At 69.0% G+C, this 21,919-nt stretch carries 21 protein-coding genes; 8 read left to right on the top strand and 13 right to left on the bottom strand.

What is annotated here, in order from left to right; genetic code table 11:
- The first annotated feature begins 10 nt into the window (after positions 1–10).
- A complete protein-coding gene (locus tag EV648_RS32515; RefSeq protein WP_241995804.1) occupies positions 11–2,146 on the top strand; it encodes a VWA domain-containing protein in 2,136 nt (711 codons plus the stop codon).
- Here EV648_RS32515 and EV648_RS32510 read toward each other — a convergent pair.
- The 3 genes from EV648_RS32510 to EV648_RS32500 form a co-directional block, all read right to left on the bottom strand.
- Entirely contained in the window at positions 2,143–3,798 is a 1,656-nt protein-coding gene (locus tag EV648_RS32510) for a serine/threonine-protein kinase (RefSeq protein WP_158294118.1), read from the bottom strand. The two genes, EV648_RS32515 and EV648_RS32510, sit on opposite strands and share 4 nt — an antisense overlap.
- 96 nt (positions 3,799–3,894) lie before the next feature.
- Positions 3,895–4,317, bottom strand: a complete 423-nt coding sequence (locus EV648_RS32505; RefSeq protein WP_132298948.1) for a nucleoside deaminase — start codon at positions 4,315–4,317, stop codon at positions 3,895–3,897.
- An 11-nt stretch (positions 4,318–4,328) separates the two neighbouring features.
- Positions 4,329–5,180, bottom strand: coding sequence for an LLM class flavin-dependent oxidoreductase (locus EV648_RS32500; RefSeq protein ID WP_132298947.1), 852 nt, complete (start codon positions 5,178–5,180; stop codon positions 4,329–4,331).
- A gap of 94 nt (positions 5,181–5,274) precedes the next feature.
- On the opposite strand from EV648_RS32500, the gene EV648_RS32495 reads away from it, so the two are divergent.
- The 4 genes from EV648_RS32495 to EV648_RS32480 are packed head-to-tail and all read left to right on the top strand — an operon-like array spanning position 5,275 to position 7,795.
- A complete protein-coding gene (locus EV648_RS32495; protein ID WP_132298946.1) occupies positions 5,275–5,733 on the top strand; it encodes an Lrp/AsnC family transcriptional regulator in 459 nt (152 codons plus the stop codon).
- Positions 5,733–6,584: a hypothetical protein gene (locus tag EV648_RS32490; RefSeq protein ID WP_132298945.1), complete on the top strand. Its 852-nt coding sequence runs from the start codon at positions 5,733–5,735 to the stop codon at positions 6,582–6,584. Before EV648_RS32495 ends, EV648_RS32490 begins: the two co-directional genes overlap by 1 nt.
- 24 nt (positions 6,585–6,608) lie before the next feature.
- On the top strand, positions 6,609–7,028 hold the full coding sequence (locus EV648_RS32485; protein ID WP_132298944.1) for a hypothetical protein: 420 nt from the start codon (positions 6,609–6,611) through the stop codon (positions 7,026–7,028).
- Positions 7,025–7,795 carry a sugar nucleotide-binding protein gene (locus tag EV648_RS32480; RefSeq protein ID WP_132298943.1) on the top strand — a complete coding sequence of 257 codons (771 nt, stop codon included), beginning with the start codon at positions 7,025–7,027 and terminating at the stop codon, positions 7,793–7,795. Before EV648_RS32485 ends, EV648_RS32480 begins: the two co-directional genes overlap by 4 nt.
- Before the next feature lie 435 nt (positions 7,796–8,230).
- Here EV648_RS32480 and EV648_RS32475 read toward each other — a convergent pair whose 3' ends face one another.
- From EV648_RS32475 to EV648_RS32450, 6 genes are all read right to left on the bottom strand, one after another.
- Positions 8,231–8,596, bottom strand: a complete 366-nt coding sequence (locus tag EV648_RS32475) for a YciI family protein (RefSeq protein ID WP_132298942.1) — start codon at positions 8,594–8,596, stop codon at positions 8,231–8,233.
- A 2-nt stretch (positions 8,597–8,598) separates the two neighbouring features.
- Positions 8,599–9,036, bottom strand: coding sequence for an OsmC family protein (locus tag EV648_RS32470; protein ID WP_132298941.1), 438 nt, complete (start codon positions 9,034–9,036; stop codon positions 8,599–8,601).
- Positions 9,037–9,087: 51 nt separating this feature from the next.
- Positions 9,088–9,744: an SDR family oxidoreductase gene (locus tag EV648_RS32465; RefSeq protein ID WP_132298940.1), complete on the bottom strand. Its 657-nt coding sequence runs from the start codon at positions 9,742–9,744 to the stop codon at positions 9,088–9,090.
- Positions 9,745–9,829: 85 nt separating this feature from the next.
- Positions 9,830–10,252 carry a VOC family protein gene (locus EV648_RS32460; protein ID WP_132298939.1) on the bottom strand — a complete coding sequence of 141 codons (423 nt, stop codon included), beginning with the start codon at positions 10,250–10,252 and terminating at the stop codon, positions 9,830–9,832.
- Between the two features lie 43 nt (positions 10,253–10,295).
- Complete coding sequence (locus EV648_RS32455) at positions 10,296–10,490, bottom strand: hypothetical protein (RefSeq protein WP_132298938.1); 195 nt, start codon at positions 10,488–10,490, stop codon at positions 10,296–10,298.
- An 81-nt stretch (positions 10,491–10,571) separates the two neighbouring features.
- A complete protein-coding gene (locus EV648_RS32450; RefSeq protein ID WP_132298937.1) occupies positions 10,572–12,452 on the bottom strand; it encodes a propionyl-CoA synthetase in 1,881 nt (626 codons plus the stop codon).
- Positions 12,453–12,604: 152 nt separating this feature from the next.
- Between EV648_RS32450 and EV648_RS32445 the strand changes: the two genes are divergently transcribed.
- Positions 12,605–13,525: a threonine/serine dehydratase gene (locus tag EV648_RS32445; RefSeq protein WP_132298936.1), complete on the top strand. Its 921-nt coding sequence runs from the start codon at positions 12,605–12,607 to the stop codon at positions 13,523–13,525.
- A 6-nt stretch (positions 13,526–13,531) separates the two neighbouring features.
- Here EV648_RS32445 and EV648_RS32440 read toward each other — a convergent pair whose 3' ends face one another.
- Together EV648_RS32440 and EV648_RS32435 are read right to left on the bottom strand one after the other, a co-directional pair.
- Entirely contained in the window at positions 13,532–13,972 is a 441-nt protein-coding gene (locus EV648_RS32440) for a GNAT family N-acetyltransferase (protein ID WP_132298935.1), read from the bottom strand.
- 88 nt (positions 13,973–14,060) lie between these two features.
- Complete coding sequence (locus EV648_RS32435) at positions 14,061–14,681, bottom strand: rhomboid family intramembrane serine protease (RefSeq protein WP_132298934.1); 621 nt, start codon at positions 14,679–14,681, stop codon at positions 14,061–14,063.
- A 207-nt stretch (positions 14,682–14,888) separates the two neighbouring features.
- Here EV648_RS32435 and EV648_RS32430 point away from each other — a divergent pair, with 207 nt between their 5' ends.
- Positions 14,889–16,073, top strand: coding sequence for a Cmx/CmrA family chloramphenicol efflux MFS transporter (locus tag EV648_RS32430; protein WP_132298933.1), 1,185 nt, complete (start codon positions 14,889–14,891; stop codon positions 16,071–16,073).
- Here the strand turns inward: EV648_RS32430 and EV648_RS32425 are convergent.
- Positions 16,066–17,472 carry an APC family permease gene (locus EV648_RS32425; RefSeq protein ID WP_132298932.1) on the bottom strand — a complete coding sequence of 469 codons (1,407 nt, stop codon included), beginning with the start codon at positions 17,470–17,472 and terminating at the stop codon, positions 16,066–16,068. The genes EV648_RS32430 and EV648_RS32425 overlap by 8 nt on opposite strands.
- 104 nt (positions 17,473–17,576) lie before the next feature.
- Between EV648_RS32425 and EV648_RS32420 the strand changes: the two genes are divergently transcribed.
- On the top strand, positions 17,577–18,542 hold the full coding sequence (locus tag EV648_RS32420) for a DUF389 domain-containing protein (protein ID WP_132299117.1): 966 nt from the start codon (positions 17,577–17,579) through the stop codon (positions 18,540–18,542).
- Between the two features lie 118 nt (positions 18,543–18,660).
- On the opposite strand, the gene EV648_RS32415 is transcribed toward EV648_RS32420, so the two are convergent.
- Positions 18,661–21,909: a S8 family serine peptidase gene (locus tag EV648_RS32415; RefSeq protein WP_132298931.1), complete on the bottom strand. Its 3,249-nt coding sequence runs from the start codon at positions 21,907–21,909 to the stop codon at positions 18,661–18,663.
- Between the last annotated feature and the right edge of the window lie 10 nt (positions 21,910–21,919).

The raw sequence follows: 21,919 nt of genomic DNA, 5'->3' as shown, positions 1-21,919 counted from the left end.
TGGAGACGCCATGATACGACGCCTCGCCGCCCTGGCTGCGGTATCCGCCCTGACTGCCGCGTTCTCATTCGCGAACGCTCCCGCCGCCATCGCTGAAGGTGAGCTCTCGCCGGTGATGGTGGTGCTGGACTCGTCCGGTTCGATGACCGCGCGCGACGCCGGCGGCAGCGGCACCCGGATGGACGCGGCCAAGCGGGCCGTCACCTCGATGGTCGCCGGGCTGCCCGACCAGGCGCAGGTCGGCCTGACCATCTACGGCGCCAGGACCGATTCGAGCAGCTCGGAGAAGACCGCCGGCTGCAAGGACGTCCGCGTCGTCCAGCCGGTGGCAACTGTCAACAAGCCAGTACTGACCAGAGCGGTGAGCGCGGCGAAGGCCAGCGGCTACACCCCGATCGGCCATTCGCTCCGGGTCGCGGCCGCGCAGCTGCCGAAGGAGGGGCAGCGGTCGATCGTCCTCGTCTCCGACGGCGAGGACACCTGCGCTCCCCCGCAACCGTGCGAGGTGGCGAAGGAGCTGCACGAGCAGGGAGTCGACCTCCACGTCCACGCGATCGGCTTCCGGGTCGACGCGAAGGCTCGTGCCCAGCTCGCCTGCATCGCGCAGAACACCGGCGGCACCTATCACGACGCCTCCGACGCGGACTCGCTGCTCGGAGTACTGGGCCGGGTGACAGAGCGGGCGCTGCGGCACTACGAGCCGACCGGCAAGCCGATCACCGGTACTGCGGACCCGTTCACGGCACCGACGATGACGCCCGGGCAGTACCTCGACACCCTCAACGCCGAGGAAGAGCGGTTCTATTCGGCCGAGCTGAAGACCGGCGACACGGCGTACTTCGCGGCCACGGCAGTCTTTCCCCGGGGCAATCCGCGCGACATCGAGGTGGTCGACATCAAGATCACCGGTCCCGATGGCGCGGACTGCTACCAGTCGCAGCGTGAGCTCAACACCCGCGCGAAAGACGGTGGTTCGCTGACCACAGTGCTGAGCTGGAACGGAACCGTAGCCGGCTCGTCGAAGCCGAAGGGCTGCAGCGTTCCCGGCAAGTACACCTTCCGGGTGACCCGTGATGCGCGTGGTGGCGGGGCCGACCGAGTGCCGGTGGAGCTGCAGTTGCGAGTCGAGCCGCCGGTGACCGGCAGCACGGGCGAGCAGGCTCAGACGAGTCTGGTGACGTTCGCGCAGCCGCCTGCGGGTGCGGTGCGGCCCGTCCGCGGTGGCGGTTCCTTCAACGAGGCGACGACGCTCGACGGCTCCGGCCGGTACGGCGAGACGATCTATTACGGCGAGGAGCTGTTCTACCGGGTGAAGCTGGACTGGGGTCAGGGTCTGGCGTACCGGGTCACCTTCGCCGGGCGGCCCGATGGGGCGACCACGAACATCCGGACCGGACTGTTCAGCCCGGTGCGGGCGGAGATCAAGTTCGACACCACCGCCTACACGGGGACGACGCAGATCCTGCCTTCCAGCGGGAAGCCGATCGCGACGCCGCGGGCGGTCTACCTGAACCGGAACGCGAACAACTCCGACTTCCGCAAGGCCAGCGTCGACGGCTGGTACTACATCATCGCCAAGCTCGGAGTCGCCAGCGGCGACGCCCCGGCAGGCGGAGTACCGGTGACGATCGACGTGGCGGTCGCGGGTGACAAGGTCGCCGGACCGGAGTACGGCGCGTCGACGGGCGAGACGCCTTCCACACCGACGCCGAGCGCATCGTCGGAACCGACGCCGTCGGGTTCGACCACGAACGAGGCCGGCGGCCAAGGTGGCGACGACAAGGTCCAGCCGGTTGCGGACGAGTCCTCCTCGTCGCTGCCGTGGATCGCCGGCGGGGCGGTCCTGGTACTCGCCCTCGCGATCGTCGCCGCGGCCCTGATCATCCGCAGCCGCAAGTCGTCAGCCCTGCATCCGGCCAACGGACCCGGGTACGGCGGTCCTGGCCAGAACGGCTACAACGGAACTGGTTACGACGGACCTGGGGTGAATGGTCCGGGCTACAACGCGCCGCCGCCGAGCGGGCCTGGTCCGAACGGACCGCAGAACGGACCGGGCCAGAACGGGCCGGGTCAGAACGGGCCGGGTCAGAACGGGCCGGGTCAGAACGGGCCGGGTCAGAACGGGCCGGGTCACGGCTGGTCCTAGACCTTGACCCATAGATAGGACGAACCTTGCTGACGGCACTCGACCCGGGTGCCGTCAGCAGTCGTTTCCACAGCCCCGGCTTCCTGCCAACCGCACGGATCCCCCATCTTGAGCTGCGCATTGGGAGCGCGCGTGACTGACCCGGTCGGCACCGTCGACGGCGTCCCACTGGCCGACCCGCTTGGCGACACTGTCGGCGGCGATCCCCCGCCCTCCTCACCCCCATCAAGCAACAACACCCCAACAACCCCAGCCACAACCAACCCCACGAGCCCGACACCACCCAGCACCAGACGCCGCCGCACCGGCCTCCCCGCCGTAGGCGACACACCCGCGGCGGCACCCGGCGACATGGACGGCCTCGTTGACGGCGACGGGGTCACGGACAGCGAGGTGGACGGCGACGCACCCGGCGAAATGGAGTGCGACGTGGACTGTGACGCGTCCGCGGCTGCACCAGGCGACGTGGACGGCGGCGGCGTCGGCCTCGGCGGGGGCCTCAGACGATCCGCCGATGCGCCTGCAGCGTGCTCCCGCTCAGGCCGCCTTGTCCCGGCCGGTTGCTGGTCGGCTGGATCTCCGGGCACCCCGTGCACGACAGGAACGGTAGGCAGCTCGGCCGACGAAGCTGCAGTAGGCCAGCCCTCGGCCCGTTGCCCAGCGCCCGGTCGGGCCGAGGAACCCACCGCTCGCGCCTGCTCACCTCCGCGCGCCAGGGCGGAGGGAGCCTCGACCGGCACCTCCTTCGGTGCCGCGGATGGTGTTGCGGATGCCGCGGGTGGTGTCGCGGCTGGCGTGGGCAACTTGGTGTAAGGCGTGGGGAGGGGTGGGAGTTGGTTGAAGACTTCGATCAGTTCGCCGTCTGGGGTGTGGGCTGGGATCTGTGGTGCGGTGGCGAGGACGGGCGCCAGGGATTCGAGGGCTGCCTCGGCTGAGTCCGGGCGTCGGGCGGGTTCGGAGTGGATCAGGGATTCGACGACAGCCCAGACGATGCCGGTCGTGTTCGGGCGCGAAGGTAGTGGGCCGGCGGCTGGGGGTTCTTCGCCGGTGAGGAGTTGCCAGGCGGTGACTCCGGCGGCGTAGAGGTCTTGCTTGGTTGACGGGGGTTCGCCTGCGAGGGCCTCGGGAGCTACGTAGCCGGGGGTGCCCACGACGGCTCCGTGCTGGGTGAGGCGCGGCTCCCCGAGGGACAGCGCGATGCCGAAGTCGCTGAGACGGAGTACGGGGATGCCGGTGCCAGTGGTCTCGAGCAGCAGGTTGGCGGGTTTCACATCGCGGTGGACGAGCCCGGCTGCGTGGACCTGTTCGAGGGCGCGGAGGAGTTGGGCGAGCAACTCGGCGGCGTAGCGCTCAGGCAGGGCACCGAAGTCGGCGACCAGGCTGTCCACCGAGCCGCCGCCGACGAGGTCCATCGCGAGGAGCGCCTGGTCGTCGTCCGCCGCCCAGCCATACGGGCTCAGCACGTTCGGGTGGTCGAGTCGCAGCCCTTGCTCGCGGACGAAACGGAGGAGAGCGCCCGCGTGGCGCTGGCGCAGTACCTTCGCGGCGCAGAGACGTTCCAGGCGGCGGTCCCACGCACGCCAGACCGTACCGGTCCCGCCTGAACCGATCGGGTCGATCAGCTCGAACCGCCCGGCGAACACGTCTGGCACCAGCGGTCCTCCTCTCACCCGGCCCGCGGCATACCTTGCCAGCCCACGGGTCCCCAGGCGAGTTCACCCACCCTGGGGTCCACCGGGTGAGAGAGGTCAGTTGTAGTAGCCGTCCACCGGGACGCGTGCCTCGTCGTACAGGTTCGGGCCTTCCTGTGGGACCGCGGGGAACGGACCGCCGGACTTGAGGGCGTTCAACTGCTCGCCGGACAGGGCGTAGACGACGTGGCCCAGGCCGGAACGTTCGATCGCGCCGGCGCACATGCCGCACGGCTGGCAACTGGTGTACATGGTCGTGCCGGCTGCCGTCTCCGGATCCAGGTTGGCCGCGGCCCACTTGGCGAGCTTGAGCTCGGGATGGGCGCTGATGTCGTTGTCCGTGATCGAGGTGTTGTGGTCCTCGGCGATCACCGTGCCGTCGGGTCCGGCGAGTAGCGAGCCGAAGGGCGGATTGCCGGATTTACGGGCCGTTGCCGCGAGCTCGATCGCCCGCCGCAGGAGGTCATCCCGTGCTGTCACTGCTGCTCCCATCATTGATGTCTCGACTGTTTCCAGGCGGCCGCGACGGTCGCGAGCGCCTGCCATGCTTGTTCGGGACGCTCGGTCTCCGCCGGGTCGCCGACGAACGGATCCAGTACGACGGCCTCCGCGCCGAGCAGGCGGAGTTCGTCGAGATCCCCCATCACCTGGTCGATCGAGCCTTCACCAGCGACCCGTACGTCGTCAGCCACCGGCTCGTCCGTCAAGCGCAGCAGGATCCGTGGCGCGAATCCCGGGACTGACCGGCCTTCCTCGTCCGCGAGCGCCTTCAGCCGATCGAGCGCGCCGCGCATCCAGTCGACCCGCTCGCGCAACGGATGCCACGCGTCGCCGTACCGGACCGTACGACGGAGTCCGGCGTCCCCGCGTCCGCCGACCCAGATCGGGATGTCGCCACTACGGTAGTCCGCGTCGTTCTCCCATGCCTTCCGGATGTCGCGGAGAAGCTCGTCGGTGAGCTTCCCGCGACGAGCGAAATCGACGCCGAGCGCCACGAACTCCTGCCGCGCCCAACCCACGCCCATCCCCAGCACGAGCCGGCCGCCGCTGAGCTGATTGAGGTTGGCGGCCATCCGTGCCACCAGCAGCGGGTGCCGGTACGGCGCGATGAGCACGGTGGTCCCGAGGCGAATGGTGCCGGTGACTCCGGCGAGCCAGCTCAACGTGGTGAAGGGCTCGTAGAAAGGCGCCGGGTACTGCTCCGCCACGTCGGGTGTCACCGCGACATGGTCGGACACCATCAACAGGTCGTAGCCGAGACCTTCCACCGTGCGGGCCCAGTCGCGGAGCCGGCCGGGGTTGGTTCCGGGGCCGAAGTTGGGGACGTTCACACCGATTTCCACGCCCATCAGGCTATCCAGCCGGAACGTCCTGGTTGAAGAGAATCCTCGCCGAAAAGCGGGTGTTCGGCCGTGGATTCCCCGGTATCTTGGCCGAATGACCGAGACTCTCGATCCGACCGACTGGGCCATCCTGGTCGAGGTCCAACACGACGGGCGGATCTCGCTGACCGAGCTCGGCCGCCGGGTGAACCTCAGCGCCTCGGCGACCACCGAGCGGGTGAAGCGGCTGGAGTCGATCGGCGTGATCAGCGGCTATCGCGCGGACGTGGACCTGACGAAGGTGGGATTCCCCGTGCTGGCCGTAGTACGGCTGAAGTATCCGGGCAACAAGCACGGTCCTCTGCACAAACTGCTGGACGAGCGGTTCGAGATCCTCGAGTGCCTGCGGACCACCGGTGACGACTGCTACACGTTGAAGGTCGCGGCCGGGTCGATGGCGCATCTGGAGCACCTGGTGAACGAGCTGACCGAGTTCGGCAGCACCACGACGAACCTCGTCTACAGCGAGACCCAACCGTACCGCGGACCGCAGGCGCCACCGCCGGAGCTCTGATGGAGGTCCTCGGGATCGAGGTCTCCCCCGCACTCCTTCACCAGTGGATCGGGTGGCTCGCGCCGGATCGGCAGCCGTTCTACCTGACCGCCAAGCAGATCGCTCTATGGGGCCTGGCGCAGGATGACACCGAGCCTGACCGTCAGCAGCGGGATACGTATCACTCGTACGGCGTCGACGGGCGGCTGAGGTCCGTCTGGCTGGACGAGTCGACCTTCATGGATCTGCCGCGCACTACCCGGGCCGGCCTGGTGAGAGCGCAGGTGGTCCATGAGCGTGGGAGTGTGCCGACCGTCAGGGCGTGGCGCGACGTATTCGGGCCGGAGATCCGCCTGCAGGCCGACGGGCATCGCTTCGTCTGGTGGAAGTCGCTGCTGCGGGACTCGGCCGCCGACGTATTGCCTCGCATCGTGAGCGAAGCCCTCGGCCCGAGCCACCACCGCGAAGTACCGGAGTCTGTTTGGGCGTTGGCAGCACCGCTCCTGCCGCGCGCTCGCGAACTGGCCGGCACGTTCCCCGACGGCAGCGGGCCGAACTGCTTCGGCACGGTGATGGCGGCCGCGGGTGTCGATGGAGCGGCTGACACCTGGATGCAGCGGGAGCCCTTCGACCAGTGGCTGGCCGACAACACCACCCGCGGCGGGCGGGACGACGTACCGGGCACCGTACTTGTCTGGCGTGACGCCGACCGCCTGGTCCAGCACGCGGCGATCACCATCGGCGCCGGCTGGACCCTTCACAAACCGTCCCAGTCCTGGACGTCCCCACGCAAGATTCGCACCGCCCCCGAAGTCCGTCGCTCTACCCGTACCCCTGGCTGGCATCTGACCCGCCACACCCTCCACCCCTGAAACCACCCGCCCTAGGATCACCTCATGCATGCCCGCCAGCGTGTCACTCGGTCTTCGTTCACCCACCCGCTCCTCCCGATCGTTGCCCCGCAACCGTTGCCGGCATTGCCGGAGCGCATCTGGTCAGCTGAGGACTGGGCCACGCTCGAGCTCGGCCACGAGTCCGGGAGCATGGAGGAGAAGTGGGATGTCGTCGCTGAGGGGGACGTCCTCTTCCTGCACCGCAGCTGGACCGGCTTCTGTATCTATGAGGTCACCCTCGCGCCGGTCACCGACGGCGGCCGGCGCATCGTCAGCGCCGTAGTGGAGCGCTCTCCGGAGCGCTACAAGAAGGCTGACGACGAGTACGACGGCGCTCTCCTGGAGCTGGTTCTCACCTCATACCTGCTCGGCGAATCGGCTCTGGAGCTTCGGGCCCGATTCCAGGAGCTGAGCAGCAGATGAGGATTCTGGTGACCGGGGGGTCCGGGGAGTTGGGGCGGGAGATCCGGCGGGTTGCGCGGCATGAGGTTGTTGCTTGTTACAACAGTGTGCCGGTGGACGGTGGGGTGCGGGTCGATGTGCGGCGGCGGGATGAGGTGGAGGCTGCCGTGCAGGAGGTGCGGCCGGACGCGATCATCCATACGGCCTATCTCCAGTCTGACTGGGTGACGACGGCCGACGGGGCGGCGAACGTAGCGATCGCGGCGCGTGGGATCCGGCTGGTGCATGTGTCGAGTGACGCGTTGTTCTCCGGGAAGGACAGCCCGTACGGCGAGGAGGCGGTCCCGGATCCCATCACGCCGTACGGCGCTGCGAAGGCGGCGGCCGAGACCGCCGTACGCGCGATCGATCCGACCGCGGTGATCGCCCGCACTTCCCTCATCGTCGGTGGCGGGCGGATCGAGCGATGGGTGCGGGGGCTCGTCAAGGGTGGGCCGGGGGCGCTCTACACCGACAACATCCGGTGCCCCATCCACGTCACCGATCTCGCCAGCGCACTGCTCGAACTACTCGAGTCAGGTCACGCCGGTATCGCGCATGTCGGTGGAGCAGACGCGGTCAGCCGCCACGAACTCGGCCAGTTGATCGCAGTACACGAAGGGCTCGACCCGACGAAGCTCCCCACCGGCTCGAACCCCTCGGACATCCGCCTGGACAGCACGAAAACCCAAGACCTCCTCAAAACCCACCTCCGCGGAGTCCGAGAATTCCTCACCCCACCCGCTTAGGTGCGAGGAAGTGCCCACCTCGCTTGGCAGATAGGCGTTCACCAAGACGGCCCGGTTCGTCGACTCCGCCAGGAGCCGCTGATGCTCCAGGCTCATCCGGTGCAGCTGTTCAAGCGGACCGCCAGCACTCAGCAACAGCACCTGTCTCGCGGGCCCGAGCCCTCGTGATGGGTCCGGTCACCATCCGGGGACCTCGGACAGGAAATGGGGTGCCCCAGGTCCCGCTTGGGTGTTGAAGGTCCCGCTTGGGTGTTCAAGGTCCCGCTTGGGTGTCCCAGGTCCCGCTTGGGTGTTCGAGGTCGCCGCTCGTACCACTGCGGCCGGCTTCACGTACTCCGGCATCGTGATGCCGGCGGACTCCACATCGTCGACGATTGCGCCGCTGATCTTCAGGCCGGTGGTGGTGGGGCTGGGGTCAGGCCCATGAGGCTGGGCTTAGCTCCACGGGGCGGGGGTGCTGGGGTCCCAGATGGGGCGGACTTCTATGGCGCCGTAGCGGGCTGAGGGGTGGTGGGCGGCGTGGGCTACGGCTTCGTCCAGGGTGTCGCACTCGAGGATGCAGGTGCCGCCGATCAGTTCCTTGGTCTCGGCGAACGGGCCGTCGGTGATCGACACCTCGTCGCCTTCCTCCGTCGGCCGGACCCGGACGGTCCGGGCACTCGCGGGTGCGTGCAGCCCGGTGCCGCCGTCCTTGAGGACTCCGCGTTCGAGCATCTCCTCGGTCCAGCCCTCGCAGCCCTTCGCGAAGGCGTCGTCGGGGACGAGTGAGACGTCGGCGCAGATCAGCAGCAGGAACTGCATGCTCACTCCGTCTCGTCGACCAGCCGGGCGGTGACCGGCGTACCGATCTCCACCGTGCGGCTGACCGTGCAGAGCCGGTCGTGCGACATCTTCAGCGCGCGCGGCAGCGCCTCGCGCGCCTTGTCGCCGTCCTCGCCCTCGGGGAAGCGGATGGTGAACTCGACCACGAGGTCCTCCATCCGGTTGCCCTGCTCGGGGTCGCGGAGCTTGTCGCCGCGGACCACCGCGCGGAACTCGGCCGGCTCGGCCCGGCGGGTGGTCACCGTGTCCACGTCGATCGCCGAGCAGACGCCGATCGAGGCCAGGAACAGCTCCACCGGGGTGAAGTCGGTGTCACTGCCGGATCCCACCGAGATGCTGCCGCCGCGCACGTTGCGCACCTCGTACTTGTTGTTGGCCGTGCGCTCGAACTGCACCTGGCGGAGAGAGTCGTCGCCCATGTCCATCACAATCTGTTGCCATCGGCAACGTAAAGGGTCAGCTTCAGAAGATCAGCCTGCGAGGTTGTTCAGGGCCTCGTCGATCGGGGTGTCGCCGGCGATCAGTTCCAGCGTGCGGCCGATCGAGGCGGGATTCGAGCAGAGTCCGGCCAGCACGAGCGCCACGTCGTCACGGCTGATCCGGCCGTACCCGGTCTTGTCGTCGAGCAGCACCTTGCCGGTGCCCGGGTCGTTGGTGAGCCCACCCGGCCGCAGGACCGTCCAGTCCAGGTCCCGGGACCGCAGATCGTCCTCGGCCGCCTTCTTCGCCCGCAGGTAGATCGTGAACTGGTCGTTCGGGTCCAGGTCGCCGAAGTTGTCCGCGCCCATCGAGCTGACCTGCAGGTGCCGCCGTACTCCGGCCCGCTCGGCCGCATCCGCCAGCAGTACTGCGGCGCCCTTGTCGACCGTCTCCTTGCGCTCGACCCCGCTACCCGGGCCCGCACCGGCGGAGAAGATCGCGACGTCGGCGCCGGACAGCACCGCGACGACCGAGTCGCGGTCGGCCTTCTCGAGATCCAGTACTGCGGCCTCGCCGCCCGCCGCGGCAATGTCGGCCTCGTGCGCGGGGTTCCGCACCAGTCCGACCACCTCGTGCCCGTCAGCGGCCAGGATCTTCGTCAGCCGCAGGGCGATCTGTCCATGTCCACCAGCTATCACGACTCGCATGCTCCCGAGCCTAGGTCACCGCCCGCCCGACCGTGAGGGCCCGGGCCCCGGCGTCCCCCTGGGCACCGGGATCGGAATTCAACCGTCACCCGCTCCTGAAGTCCTCGGCGGTCATTCCGACGGCGTGTCCTTCCGGCCATTGGACGAGCTCGACCAGGTAGCCGTCGGGGTCGCGCACCATCGTGACCAGCGGCTCGTCGGGACCGGCGGTCGGCCGCGCCGGATCGGTCTGGATGCCGTGGGCGGCCAGGGTGGCGATGGTGGCGTGCAGGTCGTCCGTCTGGATGGCGAGGTGGTTGAGGCCGCCGGTATCGGTGACCGGCCGGGCGGGGTCGTGCGCGAGTTCGACGGTGACGAACGGGTCGTCCGGCAACTGGAGCATGGTCAGGGAGCCGAAAGGGGTGTCGGGAACGGTTCCGACGACGATGTAGCCGAGTGCCTGGTAGAACCCGCGGGAGCGATCCAGGTCGGTGACGCGGAGTCCGACGAGCAAGGTGCGCACGGTCATCTCCCTGATGGTCTGACGTCCTGCAGGTTCGCTGTGTCCATGATCAGTGTTCGACGCCGTAGAGCAGATGCGTGACACGGTTGCCTTGGGCCACGCGGGACGGGTTGCCGAGCGTGACGTTGTCGCCGGGTTTCATGGCGCCGAAGAACGGCCTACCGCCACCGAACACGACGGGCACGACGTTCATCACGATCTGGTCGATCAGACCGAGCCGCAGTGCCTGCCCGCCTGGGGCCATCGTCGTCAGCGATGTAGCCGTCGGCCGACACCGCCGCGCAACCCATGATTGCCTTGCCCATGAGGTTTCCTCTCGTCGCTGTCAGTCGGAGTGCCGGAGGATCGGGCGTAGGGTCTCGAGCACGGTCGCGTCCTCGATGGTGGAGGGGACGGGCTCGTCGCGGCCGTCGGCGATACCGCGCATGGTCTTGCGGAGGATCTTGCCCGATCTGGTCTTCGGCAGGGCCTCGACGACCGAGACCTCCCGGAAGGCCGCGACCGGGCCGATGTCGCGGCGTACGGCGGCGACCAGTTCGTCCCGCAAGGTCTCCGGGTCGATGGTGACACCGGCCTTGAGTACGACGAGTCCGCGCGGCAACTGTCCCTTGAGTGCGTCGTGGACCCCGATCACGGCGCACTCCGCGACCGCTGGATGGGCGGCGAGCACAGCCTCCATGCTCCCGGTGGACAGACGGTGGCCGGCGACGTTGATGACGTCGTCGGTCCGCCCCATCACGAAGACATAGCCGTCGGCATCGATGTAGCCGGAGTCACCCGTCAGGTAGTACCCGTCGTACCGGCTCAGGTAGTTGTCGATGTAGCGCTGGTCGTCGCCCCACAGCGTCGGCAGCGCACCCGGCGGGAGCGGCAGCTTGATCGCGATCGCCCCCTCCTCCCCCGCGGCCTGCTGAACGCCCCCGGCGTCGAGGATCTGCACGTCCCACCCCGGCAGCGGCACCGTCGCCGACCCGGGCTTCACCGGCAGCGGCTCGAGCCCGCGCGGGTTGGCGACGATCGGCCAGCCGGTCTCCGTCTGCCACCAGTGATCGACGACCGGTACGCCGAGCTTGTCGTGCGCCCAGTGGTACGTCTCCGGGTCGAGGCGTTCCCCGGCCAGGAAGAGCGTCTGGAACCGGCCGAGGTCGTACTTCGCGATTTCGCCGCCGTCGGGATCGACCTTCTTGATCGCGCGGAATGCGGTCGGAGCGGTGAAGAGCGCTTTCACGCCGTGCTGCGAGATCACCCGCCAGAAGGCGCCGGCGTCCGGAGTACCGACCGGCTTTCCTTCGTAGAGGACTGTGGTCGCACCGACGAGCAGGGGCGCGTACACGATGTAAGAGTGGCCGACGACCCAGCCGACGTCGGAGGCAGTCCACCAGACGTCACCCGGGCCGATGCCATAGACCGCGCCCATCGTCCAAGCCAGCGCGACCGCGTGACCACCGTTGTCGCGGACTACGCCCTTCGGCTTCCCGGTCGTGCCGGAGGTGTAGAGGATGTACAGCGGATCGGTGGCTGCCACGGGCTCCGGCTCGACCGGCGTCACCCCGGAGATCGCGGTTTCCCAGTCGAGATCGCGCTCTCCGAGTTTCCCCGGCGCGATCTCGCGCTGCAGCAGCACGGTGTGCTCCGGCTGATGGGTGGCGAGCGCGAGGGCGGCGTCGATGATCGGCTTGTACTCGACCACCCGCGTCGGCTCGATCCCACAGGACGCCGCCACGATCACCTTCGGCGTCGCGTCGTCGATCCGGGCGGCCAGTTCTTTCGGCGCGAACCCGCCGAACACGACCGAGTGGATCGCCCCGAGCCGGGCGCAGGCGAGCATCGTGATGACGGCCTCGGGCACCATCGGCAGGTACCCGATCACCCGATCGCCCTTGCCGACTCCCAGCTCCTTGAGCGCGCCCGCGAAGAGCGCGACCTGGTCCCGCAGTTCGCCGTAGGTGTAGCTGCGAGTCGTCCCGGTGACCGGCGAGTCGTAGATCAGCGCGGTGCGGTCGCCGTTGCCGGCCTCGACGTGCCGGTCGAGCGCGTTGTACGACGTGTTGAGCTCGCCGTCCGGGAACCACCGGTAGAGCGGCGCGGCCGAGTCGTCCAGCGCACGGGTCGGTGGTCGCGTCCAGGAGATCGCGCCGGCCGCCTCCAGCCAGAAGCCCTCGGGATCCGCCAGGCTGCGGCGGTAGGTCTCGTCGTACGTACCCATCTGCATGCCTCCGTCTCGCGATGAAGCCACCGGCAGTCTTACCCATCCAGCATCCCCGCAACAGCCCACCACGCGAGCCGCCCGGGTCTGAACCGGCACTCACCCGAGCCACCGGTGGATCGTGGTTGTAAGGGGCGTGGCAGGGTTGAGGCATGACTGTGACTCGTGAGGATGTTCAGCGCGCCGCCACGCGGATCGCCGGCCGGGTACGCCGTACGCCGGTGCTGCAGGTTTCGCCGACGCTGACGCTCAAGCTGGAACTCCTGCAGCACGTCGGGTCGTTCAAGCCGCGCGGCGCGTTCAACCGGCTGCTCTCGGCCAAGGAGCAGGGCCTGCTCACGGGCCAGGGCGTCGTTGCCGCGTCGGGTGGCAACGCCGGGCTCGCGGCCGCCTATGCCGCACGCGAGCTCGGGGTGCCGGCGCGGATCTTCGTTCCCGTGAACGCGCCCGCCCCGAAGGTGGCCCGGCTGCGGACGCTCGACGCGGACGTGGTGCAGGTCGGCAACGAGTACGCCGAGGCGTACGAGGCCGCGGCGGTGGCGTGTGAGGAGTCCGGGGCCTTGCTGGTGCACGCCTTCGACCAGCCGGAGGTCGTCGCCGGGCAGGGAACGATCGGGCTGGAACTGCTCGAGGACCTCGATGACTTCGACACGGTGCTCGTCGCGGTGGGTGGAGGCGGGCTGATCGCCGGGATCTCCACCGCGATCGGCGACCGCGCCAAGGTGGTGGCGGTCGAGCCCGAACTGGCTCCCACGCTCGCCCGGACGCTGGCGGCCGGCGAACGGGTCGACGTACAGGTGGGTGGTCTGGCGGCTGACTCGCTCGGTGCCCGCAGATTGGGAGAGCTCGCGTTCGAGGCGGTCAAGGCCAACTCCGTGCGGTCGGTGCTCGTCGACGAGGACGCCATCGTTGCTGCGCGCAACGAGTTGTGGCACGAGTACCACCTTGCGGTCGAGCATGGCGCGGCGGTGAGCTACGCGGCGTTGCTGAGCGGCGCCTACCAGCCGGTGGACGGCGAGCGGGTCGTCGCGGTCATCTGTGGGGCGAACACAGATCCTTCGACGCTGGGCTGACCTGGGTCAGGCGAGACGCAGCGTGATGAAAGGGATGGTGTCTCCCGGCAGGACATAGCGCTCGAACTCGACGAAGCCGTGCGACTCGGCGAACCGGAGTCCGTCGGTGTTGGACGCGAGGATGATGGTCTCGATCCCGTCGGCGTCGAGCTTCCTCGCCTCGGCCAGCTCGTGCTCGTAGAACTGCTCGCCGAGGCCCTGGCGGCGGTGGGCCGGGAGAACGCGGACGATCACCGTCGCCGCGGGCGTCTCGTCGTTCGGGGGGCGGACGGTCGAGCAGCCGACCAGTTCGTCGCCGGCGTAAGCGACGGCGAGACGGTTGCGCCGGACGCGTTCGCGGACCTCGTCGAGGGACAGCGGGTCCGTCGGGATGATCGTGTTGTGGACGTGGCGCCACTGTTCGAGGCCGGCGTCGTCACTCGGCTGTTCGATCCGCAGAGTCGGCACCGCGCAAGCGAACAACACGAACTCGAGCCAGTCAAACCCGATTCACAATCCCCTGCGGGACGAGGCGGGAGCAGTTCGAGCGGTGGGCTCAGACGCGTGGCGAGGCGGTGTGTTTCGGGCGGTCGTCGGCGAGGACCCAGGCGGCGAAGATGCCGGCGATGCCGCCGAAGAGGTGGCCCTGCCAGGAGATGCCGTCCTGCGGGAGCAGACCGCTGAGCAGGGCGCTCCCCCAGACCAGGACGACGACCACGCCGATCAGCACCTGGCTGATCCGGCGGTTGAAGATGCCGCGCGCGATCAGATAGGCGGCGTACCCGAAGACCAGTCCGCTGGCGCCGATCGTGATCGTGTTCGGTGGCGAGATCAGCCAGGTGCCGAAGCCGCCGAGGGTGACGATGATGGCCGTCACGGCGGCCAGCCGCTTCGCCCCGCTGACCGCGATCAGCAGGCCCAGTGTGACCAGCGGCAGCGTGTTCGAGATGAGATGCCCGAAGCCCATGTGCAGGAACGGCGCGGTGATGATGCCGAACAGACCGTCCGGCTGCCGGGCGATGATCCCGTACTGATCGAGCTCGCCGTTCAGCGCGGTGTCGACGACTTCGCTCACCCACATCAGCCCGACGAGCAGGACCAGCAGCTTCACTCCGCTGCTGATCTTCGCGCCATCCACGACGCTGCTGGCGCGCCGCGCGGGAGTCGGGGAACTCATGTCTCAACCATGCCCGATCCGGCCAAACGACCCCGGCCGATCGGCGTTTCCCGGCGGCGTGTCAAGCGGCCGGCCCGATGTCAATAGCTGCAACAGCGGTGAGTGATCCCACTGTGGCCGTGCGTGTCGGGCCTGTGTCCGACACACTGGGAGGCCGGTCGCGAACACCGCCCGGCCAAACACCGCAGTTCCGGAGGGGGATTCGCGTTGCCGATCGCCGTCTACGTCCTCGGGCTCGCCATCTTCGCCCAGGGCACGTCCGAGCTGATGCTCGCGGGCCTGCTGCCCGAGCTCGCCACGGACCTGGACGTGTCGATCCCCGCCGCCGGTCTGCTGATCTCCGCCTTCGCGGTGGGCATGCTGCTCGGCGCTCCGATCCTGGCCGTGGTCACCCTGCGCTGGCCCCGCCGTACCTCGCTGCTCGTGTTCCTGGCGATCTTCGCACTCACCCACGTCGCGGGCGCGCTCACGCAGGACTACGCCGTACTGCTCGCCACCCGCGTCGTCGGCGCCTTCGTGTACGCCGGGTTCTGGGCGGTGGCCGCCGTCACGGCGGTCGGGCTGGTGCCGGTGAACAGCCGGGCCCGGGCGATGAGCGTGGTCGCCGGCGGCCTGACCATCGCGACCATCGTCGGCCTCCCGGCGGGCACGGTGATCGGTCAGCACCTCGGTTGGCAGGCGGCGTTCTGGGCGGTGGCGTTGATGTCGGTCCTGGCGATGGTGGGAGTGCTCGCCACGATCCCGCCCGTTCGTCCTGATCCCGACACCGCGCCCCGGATGATCTCCGAGCTCCGCGGGATGTGGAACCCCCGGCTGTGGCTGTCGTACTGCACCACCGCCCTGGTCACCGCCGCGATCCTGGTCATCTTCAGCTACCTCGCTCCCCTGCTCACCGAGACGACCGGTCTCCCGTCCGGCGCGGTCCCCGCCGTCCTCGCCCTGTACGGCGTGGGCTCGCTGATCGGGATCACCATCGGCGGCCGGAATGCCGACGCCACCCCGTTCCGGACGTTGTCGGTCGGGATCACCGGGGTGGTCGCGCTCTCGGCCGTGCTGGCGATCTGGGCGTCGGTGCCGGTGGTCGCCGTCGGCGCGATCTTCCTGCTCGGCGGTTTCGGGTTCGCCACCAACCCGGCGCTGAACGCCCGGGTGTTCAGCCTGGCCGAGGAGGCGCCGACGCTGGCAACCGCGGTCAACTTCTCGTCGTTCAACGTCGGCATCACCATCGGACCCTGGCTCGGCGGCCTCGCCATCGACGCCGGCGCCAACTACCGCGCGCTCGGCTGGATCGCCGTAGCCCTCGGACTGGTCGCCCTCGGCACCGTCGTCCTCGCCGCCCAGCCCTCGCTCCGCCGGACGGCGACGACGACCCATCCCACGAAGATCAGTTGACCGGGCCGCTCGAGTCGAGGTGGCTCGGGTCGAAGTCGGACTTGCGCTTGAAGACGTATTTGTTCAGCAGCCAGGTGATCGCCCAGAGACCGACGCCGATCACCATCAGCCAGCCGGCGATCTTGTAGTCGTCCGAGGCCCGGCCGGACAGTGGGCTGGCCAGGTAGACGCAGAGGATGCAGCCCAGGATCGGCAACGCGGTCGGCGCGCGGAAGTGCTTGTGCTCCACCTTGTCGCGGCGCAGCACGAGCACCGCGACGTTGACTATCGCGAACACGCACAGCAGCAGCAAGGCCGTCGTACCACCCAGGGCGGTGAGGTCGGCGTACCCGATCAGGAGGAACGCCAGCAGCGTGGTGAACAGGATCGCGACCCACGGAGTACGGCGCTTGTGCAGGATGCGGCCGAGCGGACCCGGCAGCACCTTCTCGTGCGACATGCCGTAGAGCAGGCGGCTGGCCATCAGCATGTTGATCAGCGCCGAGTTCGCCACCGCGAACATCGTGATCCAGGCGAAGATCTGCAGCGGGAAGTCCGGCGCGCCGGCCTGGACCACCTTCAGCAGCGGGGTGGCGCCCTTGTTGAGCTCCTCCGGCGAGACGAGCGCGACGGCCGAGATCGCGACCAGCACGTAGATGACGCCGGTGATGGTGAGGCCGATCAGCATGATCTTCGGGAAGATCTTGACCGGGTCCTTCGTCTCCTCGGCCATGTTGACGGAGTCCTCGAAGCCGACCATCGCGAAGAACGCGAGCGCGGTCGCCGCGGTGACGGCGCCGAACGGCGACTCGCCGTCCGGGGTGTTGAACTCGGTCAGCCGGGCGGTGTCGCCGTCGCCGTTGGACAGCGCCCAGGCGCCGATCGCGATCACGATCAGCAGACCGGACAGCTCGACCAGGGTCAGTACGACGTTCGCCTTGACGCTCTCGCCGACGCCCCGAAGGTTGACCAGGGCAATCAACGCCATGAACGCCAGTGCGGTGATCATCAGCACCGAGCCGCGGTCCGGGTCGATCTTCACCGCCGAGAAGAAGTTCGCCGCGAACGCCTTGGAGGCGCTGGAGGCCGACGTCAGGCCCGAGCACATCACCGCGAAAGTGAGCAGGAAGGTGAGGAAGTGGATGCCGAACGCCTTGTGCGTGTAGACCGCGGCGCCACCGGCCTTCGGGTACTTCGTCACCAGCTCGAGGTAACTCGTTGCCGTCAGCATCGCCACGATGAAGGCGCACAGGAACGGCAGCCAGACGGCGCCACCGACCTCGCCTGCCACCTTGCCGGTCAGCGCGTAGACGCCGGTGCCGAGGATGTCGCCGACCACGAAGAGCAGGAGCAGGCCCGGTCCCATCACCCGTTTCAGCTCAGGACGGTCTTCGGTGGTCTTGGCCGCGGTGTCGCTCATCCTGCCTCCCTGGATCGTCGAGCCAGCAGTCGATCACAGTCGTGGAGCACCGGCCCGGGCCTGCGGCGTGCCCTGCTGAAGAAGGCTGACACCATGTCCGGGTGATGCATCTTCGTCTCATCGTCCCACCGGATCGCACCAGCCGCGTCCTGGACCCGCTCGTCGCCGACGACCGGGTGACCAGCGTGGTGATGCTGCCCGGCGCCGCGCATCGCCCGGTGGGCGACGTGATCGAGTGCGACGTCACCCGCGAGGCGACCTCGGACATCCTGTCCTGGTTGAAGAAGCAAGGACTGTACGACGAGGGCTCCGTCGCGGTGACCGAGGTCGGCGCGGCCCCGTCCCGCAACGCCAGGGCCACCGAGAAGGCCGCTCCGGGCGCACCGGACGACGCGGTGATCTGGGACGCGGTGGTCGACCAGGCGTACAACGAGACGGCCGGCTCATGGTCGTACTACGCGTTCCTCACCCTCGCCACGATGATCGCGGCCGTTGCCGTCATCACCGATTCCTCCATCCTGGTGGTCGGCGCGATGGTGGTCGGTCCGGAGTTCGGCGTGGTCGCCGCGCTCGCGGTCGGCATCGCGCTGAAGACCGGCCACCTGAGCGTGCGGGCGATCGCCTTGCTGTTCAAGGGTTTCCTGCTGGCGATCGCCCTGACGGTTCTCGCCGCCCTGCTCGCCCGGGCGGTCGGCTGGATCGACACAGCGGACGTGACCGGTCCTCGTCCGTTGACCGGGTTCATCTGGCGGCCCGACCGCTGGTCGGCCGTCGTCGCGGTACTGGCGGGCTGCGCCGGTGTCCTGTCGCAGACGGCCGGTCGCTCGAACGCGCTGGTCGGTGTGTTCATCTCGGTCACCACGGTCCCCGCCGCCGGCGATCTCGCCCTGTCGATCGCGCTCTGGGCGCCGGAGCAGATCACCGGGTCGGCCGCGCAACTCGGCATCAACGTGGTCGGGATGACGATCGCCGGCGTGATCACCCTGCTCCTGCAGCGACAGATCTGGCGGCTCTACCTGCGGCACGGACCCGGGAAGAGAGCTGGGGCGGGCGCGCGCGTTGAGGCTTGACCGGGCGTCCCCTGTCCGGTCCGCGCGCGCCCGGTGGTCCAGTGGTACCCAATTCAACGGAATCCGGCCACGGTCCAGGGTGACGTAGTCCGGACATGTCGCGAACACGACACCGTCGTCAAAGGACCGGAATCGCGCGGATGACCGTCTGGTCGACGGTGCCTCCGGACGCGTCCGAGGCGGTGGCACGCAGCGACAACGCCTGGCCGGGCAGCACCGCCCAGGGCGGCACGATCGCTGTGTAGCCGTTCGTCGTCGGCACCGTCACCGCCCGGGTCCAGCGACCGCCACCGTCCGTGGAATACCAGAGAGCGGCACCCGTGACTCGACTCGCGGTCGATCGCAGCAGGTGCCCGACCTGCAGATCGATCTGCAGCGGACGCCAGGCGGCCGCCCGGCCCAAGCCGTCGACCTTCGCGTCGTAGGCGATGTCGAGCAACGCCGGCGGTTGTCCGGTCGCCTTCGTCGGATCGGGCGGCGGCGCCGAGGTGAAGTTCCAGGTCGTCCGGGCACTGCTGGAGCTCGGGAACACGGCTGGATCGAGCTCCCAGCTCTGCTCGAGCTTGAAAGTCCCGCTCCCGTTGGGAATGCCGAAGTAGCTCGAGCCCGCGGTGACCTCATTGACCAGTACTCCGTTGCGATACAACGCCAACCGGCGGTTCTTCACGGCTGCCGCCACGGGCTTCCCGTGATGGAACGCGTCCGCCACCCCGATGTCGACGAACAGGTACGTCGGAGTGTGCGAGGCCGCGAACACCGTCGGATGCAACGCGACCCCGAAGGTCCGTTCCACCCGGGCACCCGTAGGGAACGGCAGATTCTCCCGGTCACACAGGTTCGTCGTACTGGCCGCTGTGACCGTCAGGCACTGGTTCCACTCGGCGCCTGGGTCGGCCGTCAAGAGCTCGACCTGCTTCGAGGGAACCTGGACCGTCCGGCGGTTCACCCAGCCGATCCCGGTCTCGGCGGTCGACCAAGCGCGTTCCACCCGTTGCGTGCCGGGTCCGGAGCTGCTGCCGAAAGTGTTCTCGACCCGGGCCATCCTCTGCAGATCCCGGCGCTCGAGCCGCGGGGACAGCGGCAGTTCGAACCTGTCCTTCACGAAGAGCAACTCGTAGACATTCGGGTCTCCCGAGCGGACCGTTCCGACCGGCTCCAGCCGCCAGCGATTGGATGCCTCGAACGCGCCCGCGGGCGACACCTTGGTGGTCGGCTGGACGAAGATCGTGCCGCCGGCGATCTGGTCCGGAGTGAAGAACCAGAAGTCGCTGAGCCCACGGCTGGTGCTGTGACGGGAGACACCGAGCGCTGACTCCGCCAGCGTCGTCTGCCGCTCGGCGACGGTAGGCGCACGCAGTACCTGGGCCTTCCGCGCGTCGATCACGTACGACGTGTCGCTGGTCAGCGGGATCTCCGAGGAGCCGGCCAGGGCGAAGGTCTTCGGTCGATCACCGTCGGCTGGTGTCTCCACGGCAGCGAGGATGCTGAGCCGCCCGGGATCGAGGCGCGTCCTGGCCTCGCCCTTGGCGTCGAGCGCCAGGTTGATCGAGCCACCGGTGTTGTAGTTGAAGACCGTCGCCACGCCACCCGCATACGGAGCGCCGGAACGGTCGAGCACTCGCACGGACAGGTCGTACCGCTCCGGCTCGTCGTACGCCCCGAAGGGCAGGTGAAGCAGCCGCTGCTGATCCGCACCGAGAGCCTCGACACTCCCCTGCCACATTCCGTCAGGCAGCAGCGCGGGATCCACCGTCACCTTCGACGACGCCGTACCGCCGGCCGGGATGGTCAGCGTGGCAGGCTCGGCCAGTACTGCGTTCGCGGGTGCCTCGACGTTCGTCGAGCTCTTCTCGGCATCCACCAGAGAGAGCGTCACCGGTGCCGTGCTGGAGTTCGTCAGGGTCAGCACCTGACTGCGCGCGGCCTTGTCCGGATAGCGCAGGTAGGCGAAGTCGAGCGACGCGAGATCGACCGACACCTCACCAGCCGTGGCCAGCTGGAGATCAAGCACTCCGCCGCCGTTGGTCCAGCCGTTGAAGACCTTCGTGGCGTCGGCCTGCGTGGTCAGGTCGGCCTTCAACTGCTTCCACGTGTGGTCCGGGTGCTGCTGCAGCATCAGCGCAGCTGCACCGGCGACCAGCGGAGTCGCCTGGGAGGTGCCGGACATCGCCACATAGAGGTTGCCGTCGCGGGCTCCTGCTCGCGCACCAAGGAGGTTGACCCCCGGCGCCGACAGATCGGGCTTGAGCCGATAGGTGCCGCGGGTCGGGCCCTCGCTGGAGAAGATCGCCTGCTTGCCCGCGGCATCGACCGCGCCGACCGTGAGCGCCGAGGCCGCAACGCCCGGGCTGCCGATCGTGTACGGGTTCGCGCCGAGGTTGCCGCGGTTCCCGGCGGCGGCCACGAACAGCGTGCCGGTGGTCGCGGAGAGCCTGTCGAGCGCCTGGGAGACGAGGTCGTCGCCGTCGGCGGGCGGCGAACTGAGGCTGAGGTTGACCACGTCGGCTCCCTGCGCGGCGGCCCACTCCATCCCGGCGATCACCCAGGACTCCTGACCGAAACCGTCGTCGGCCAGCACCTTGCCCGAGATCAGGTCGACCTCCGGCGCGATACCCCGGCGAGCGCCGTCCGATCCGGCGCCGCTGCCGGCGATGAGCGAGGACACGTGAGTGCCGTGACCGTTGTCGTCGGCCGGGCTCGTGTTCCCGGTGAAGTCGGCCTCGGCGTCCACCTTGCCCGCCAGTGCCGGGTGACCGGAATCGACGCCGGTGTCGAGCACCGCGACCTTCACCCCGCGCCCGTCCAGCCCGCGCTCCCAGGCGGCCGGCGCCTTCACCTGATCGAGGTAAGGGTCCCGCGGCGCTTCGGTGGACCCGGATAAAGCGGTCGCGCTCAGCCGCCGATCGAGCCAGAATCTACCGGTGACCGCCTGTCGTCCGGTAAGTCGTTCACCGAGTGCGGCCGCGCGGTCCTTCGGCAGCACCCCCGCGCTCGCCCCGAGGCTGGGCAACTCGCGCTCGATCCGGACCGCGCCCGGATCCACTGACCGGGCGTCCTGTCGCACGACGACCGGGAGATCGGCCCGGTGCGCGTCGTCGTACCCCATCTCGACCAGACCGGTCACGTCGAACAGCGCGGGGTCCAGCACCGACGGGACCAGCGGCTCGACGTCCTTCGGGATCACGCTCACCCGGCCCGCGTCCCGGCGTACCGAGAACGCGCCACTGCCCGGCGTCCGCGGCTCGATCCGGACCGCAGGGTCGCCCTTGGCGTCCGGAGCACCCAGCGTCACCTTGTCGCCGGTCAGCAGCGTGACAGTGCTTTCCGAGCCGTACTGCGCTGTCGCCGGGCTGGTGTCCTCAGGCATCGGCACCGCC

It is taken from the genome of Kribbella sp. VKM Ac-2568 (assembly GCF_004345365.1).
Taxonomy (GTDB): Bacteria; Actinomycetota; Actinomycetes; order Propionibacteriales; family Kribbellaceae; genus Kribbella; species Kribbella orskensis.
The sequence above is the reverse complement of the archived record's forward strand: the minus strand, read 5'-3'. Positions and strand labels throughout refer to the sequence as shown.

Excerpts from the sequence above, each read along its gene's own strand:
- EV648_RS32515 (WP_241995804.1), top strand. The coding sequence starts at position 11 with ATGATACGACGCCTCGCCGCCCTGGCTGCGGTATCCGCCCTGACTGCC.
- EV648_RS32495 (WP_132298946.1), top strand. The coding sequence starts at position 5,275 with ATGACCGAGACTCTCGATCCGACCGACTGGGCCATCCTGGTCGAGGTC.
- EV648_RS32490 (WP_132298945.1), top strand. The coding sequence starts at position 5,733 with ATGGAGGTCCTCGGGATCGAGGTCTCCCCCGCACTCCTTCACCAGTGG.
- EV648_RS32485 (WP_132298944.1), top strand. The coding sequence starts at position 6,609 with ATGCATGCCCGCCAGCGTGTCACTCGGTCTTCGTTCACCCACCCGCTC.
- EV648_RS32480 (WP_132298943.1), top strand. The coding sequence starts at position 7,025 with ATGAGGATTCTGGTGACCGGGGGGTCCGGGGAGTTGGGGCGGGAGATC.
- EV648_RS32475 (WP_132298942.1), bottom strand. The coding sequence starts at position 8,596 with ATGCAGTTCCTGCTGCTGATCTGCGCCGACGTCTCACTCGTCCCCGAC.
- EV648_RS32470 (WP_132298941.1), bottom strand. The coding sequence starts at position 9,036 with ATGGGCGACGACTCTCTCCGCCAGGTGCAGTTCGAGCGCACGGCCAAC.
- EV648_RS32465 (WP_132298940.1), bottom strand. The coding sequence starts at position 9,744 with ATGCGAGTCGTGATAGCTGGTGGACATGGACAGATCGCCCTGCGGCTG.
- EV648_RS32460 (WP_132298939.1), bottom strand. The coding sequence starts at position 10,252 with ATGACCGTGCGCACCTTGCTCGTCGGACTCCGCGTCACCGACCTGGAT.
- EV648_RS32455 (WP_132298938.1), bottom strand. The coding sequence starts at position 10,490 with ATGGCCCCAGGCGGGCAGGCACTGCGGCTCGGTCTGATCGACCAGATC.
- EV648_RS32450 (WP_132298937.1), bottom strand. The coding sequence starts at position 12,452 with ATGGGTACGTACGACGAGACCTACCGCCGCAGCCTGGCGGATCCCGAG.
- EV648_RS32445 (WP_132298936.1), top strand. The coding sequence starts at position 12,605 with ATGACTGTGACTCGTGAGGATGTTCAGCGCGCCGCCACGCGGATCGCC.
- EV648_RS32435 (WP_132298934.1), bottom strand. The coding sequence starts at position 14,681 with ATGAGTTCCCCGACTCCCGCGCGGCGCGCCAGCAGCGTCGTGGATGGC.
- EV648_RS32425 (WP_132298932.1), bottom strand. The coding sequence starts at position 17,472 with ATGAGCGACACCGCGGCCAAGACCACCGAAGACCGTCCTGAGCTGAAA.
- EV648_RS32420 (WP_132299117.1), top strand. The coding sequence starts at position 17,577 with ATGCATCTTCGTCTCATCGTCCCACCGGATCGCACCAGCCGCGTCCTG.
- EV648_RS32415 (WP_132298931.1), bottom strand. The coding sequence starts at position 21,909 with ATGCCTGAGGACACCAGCCCGGCGACAGCGCAGTACGGCTCGGAAAGC.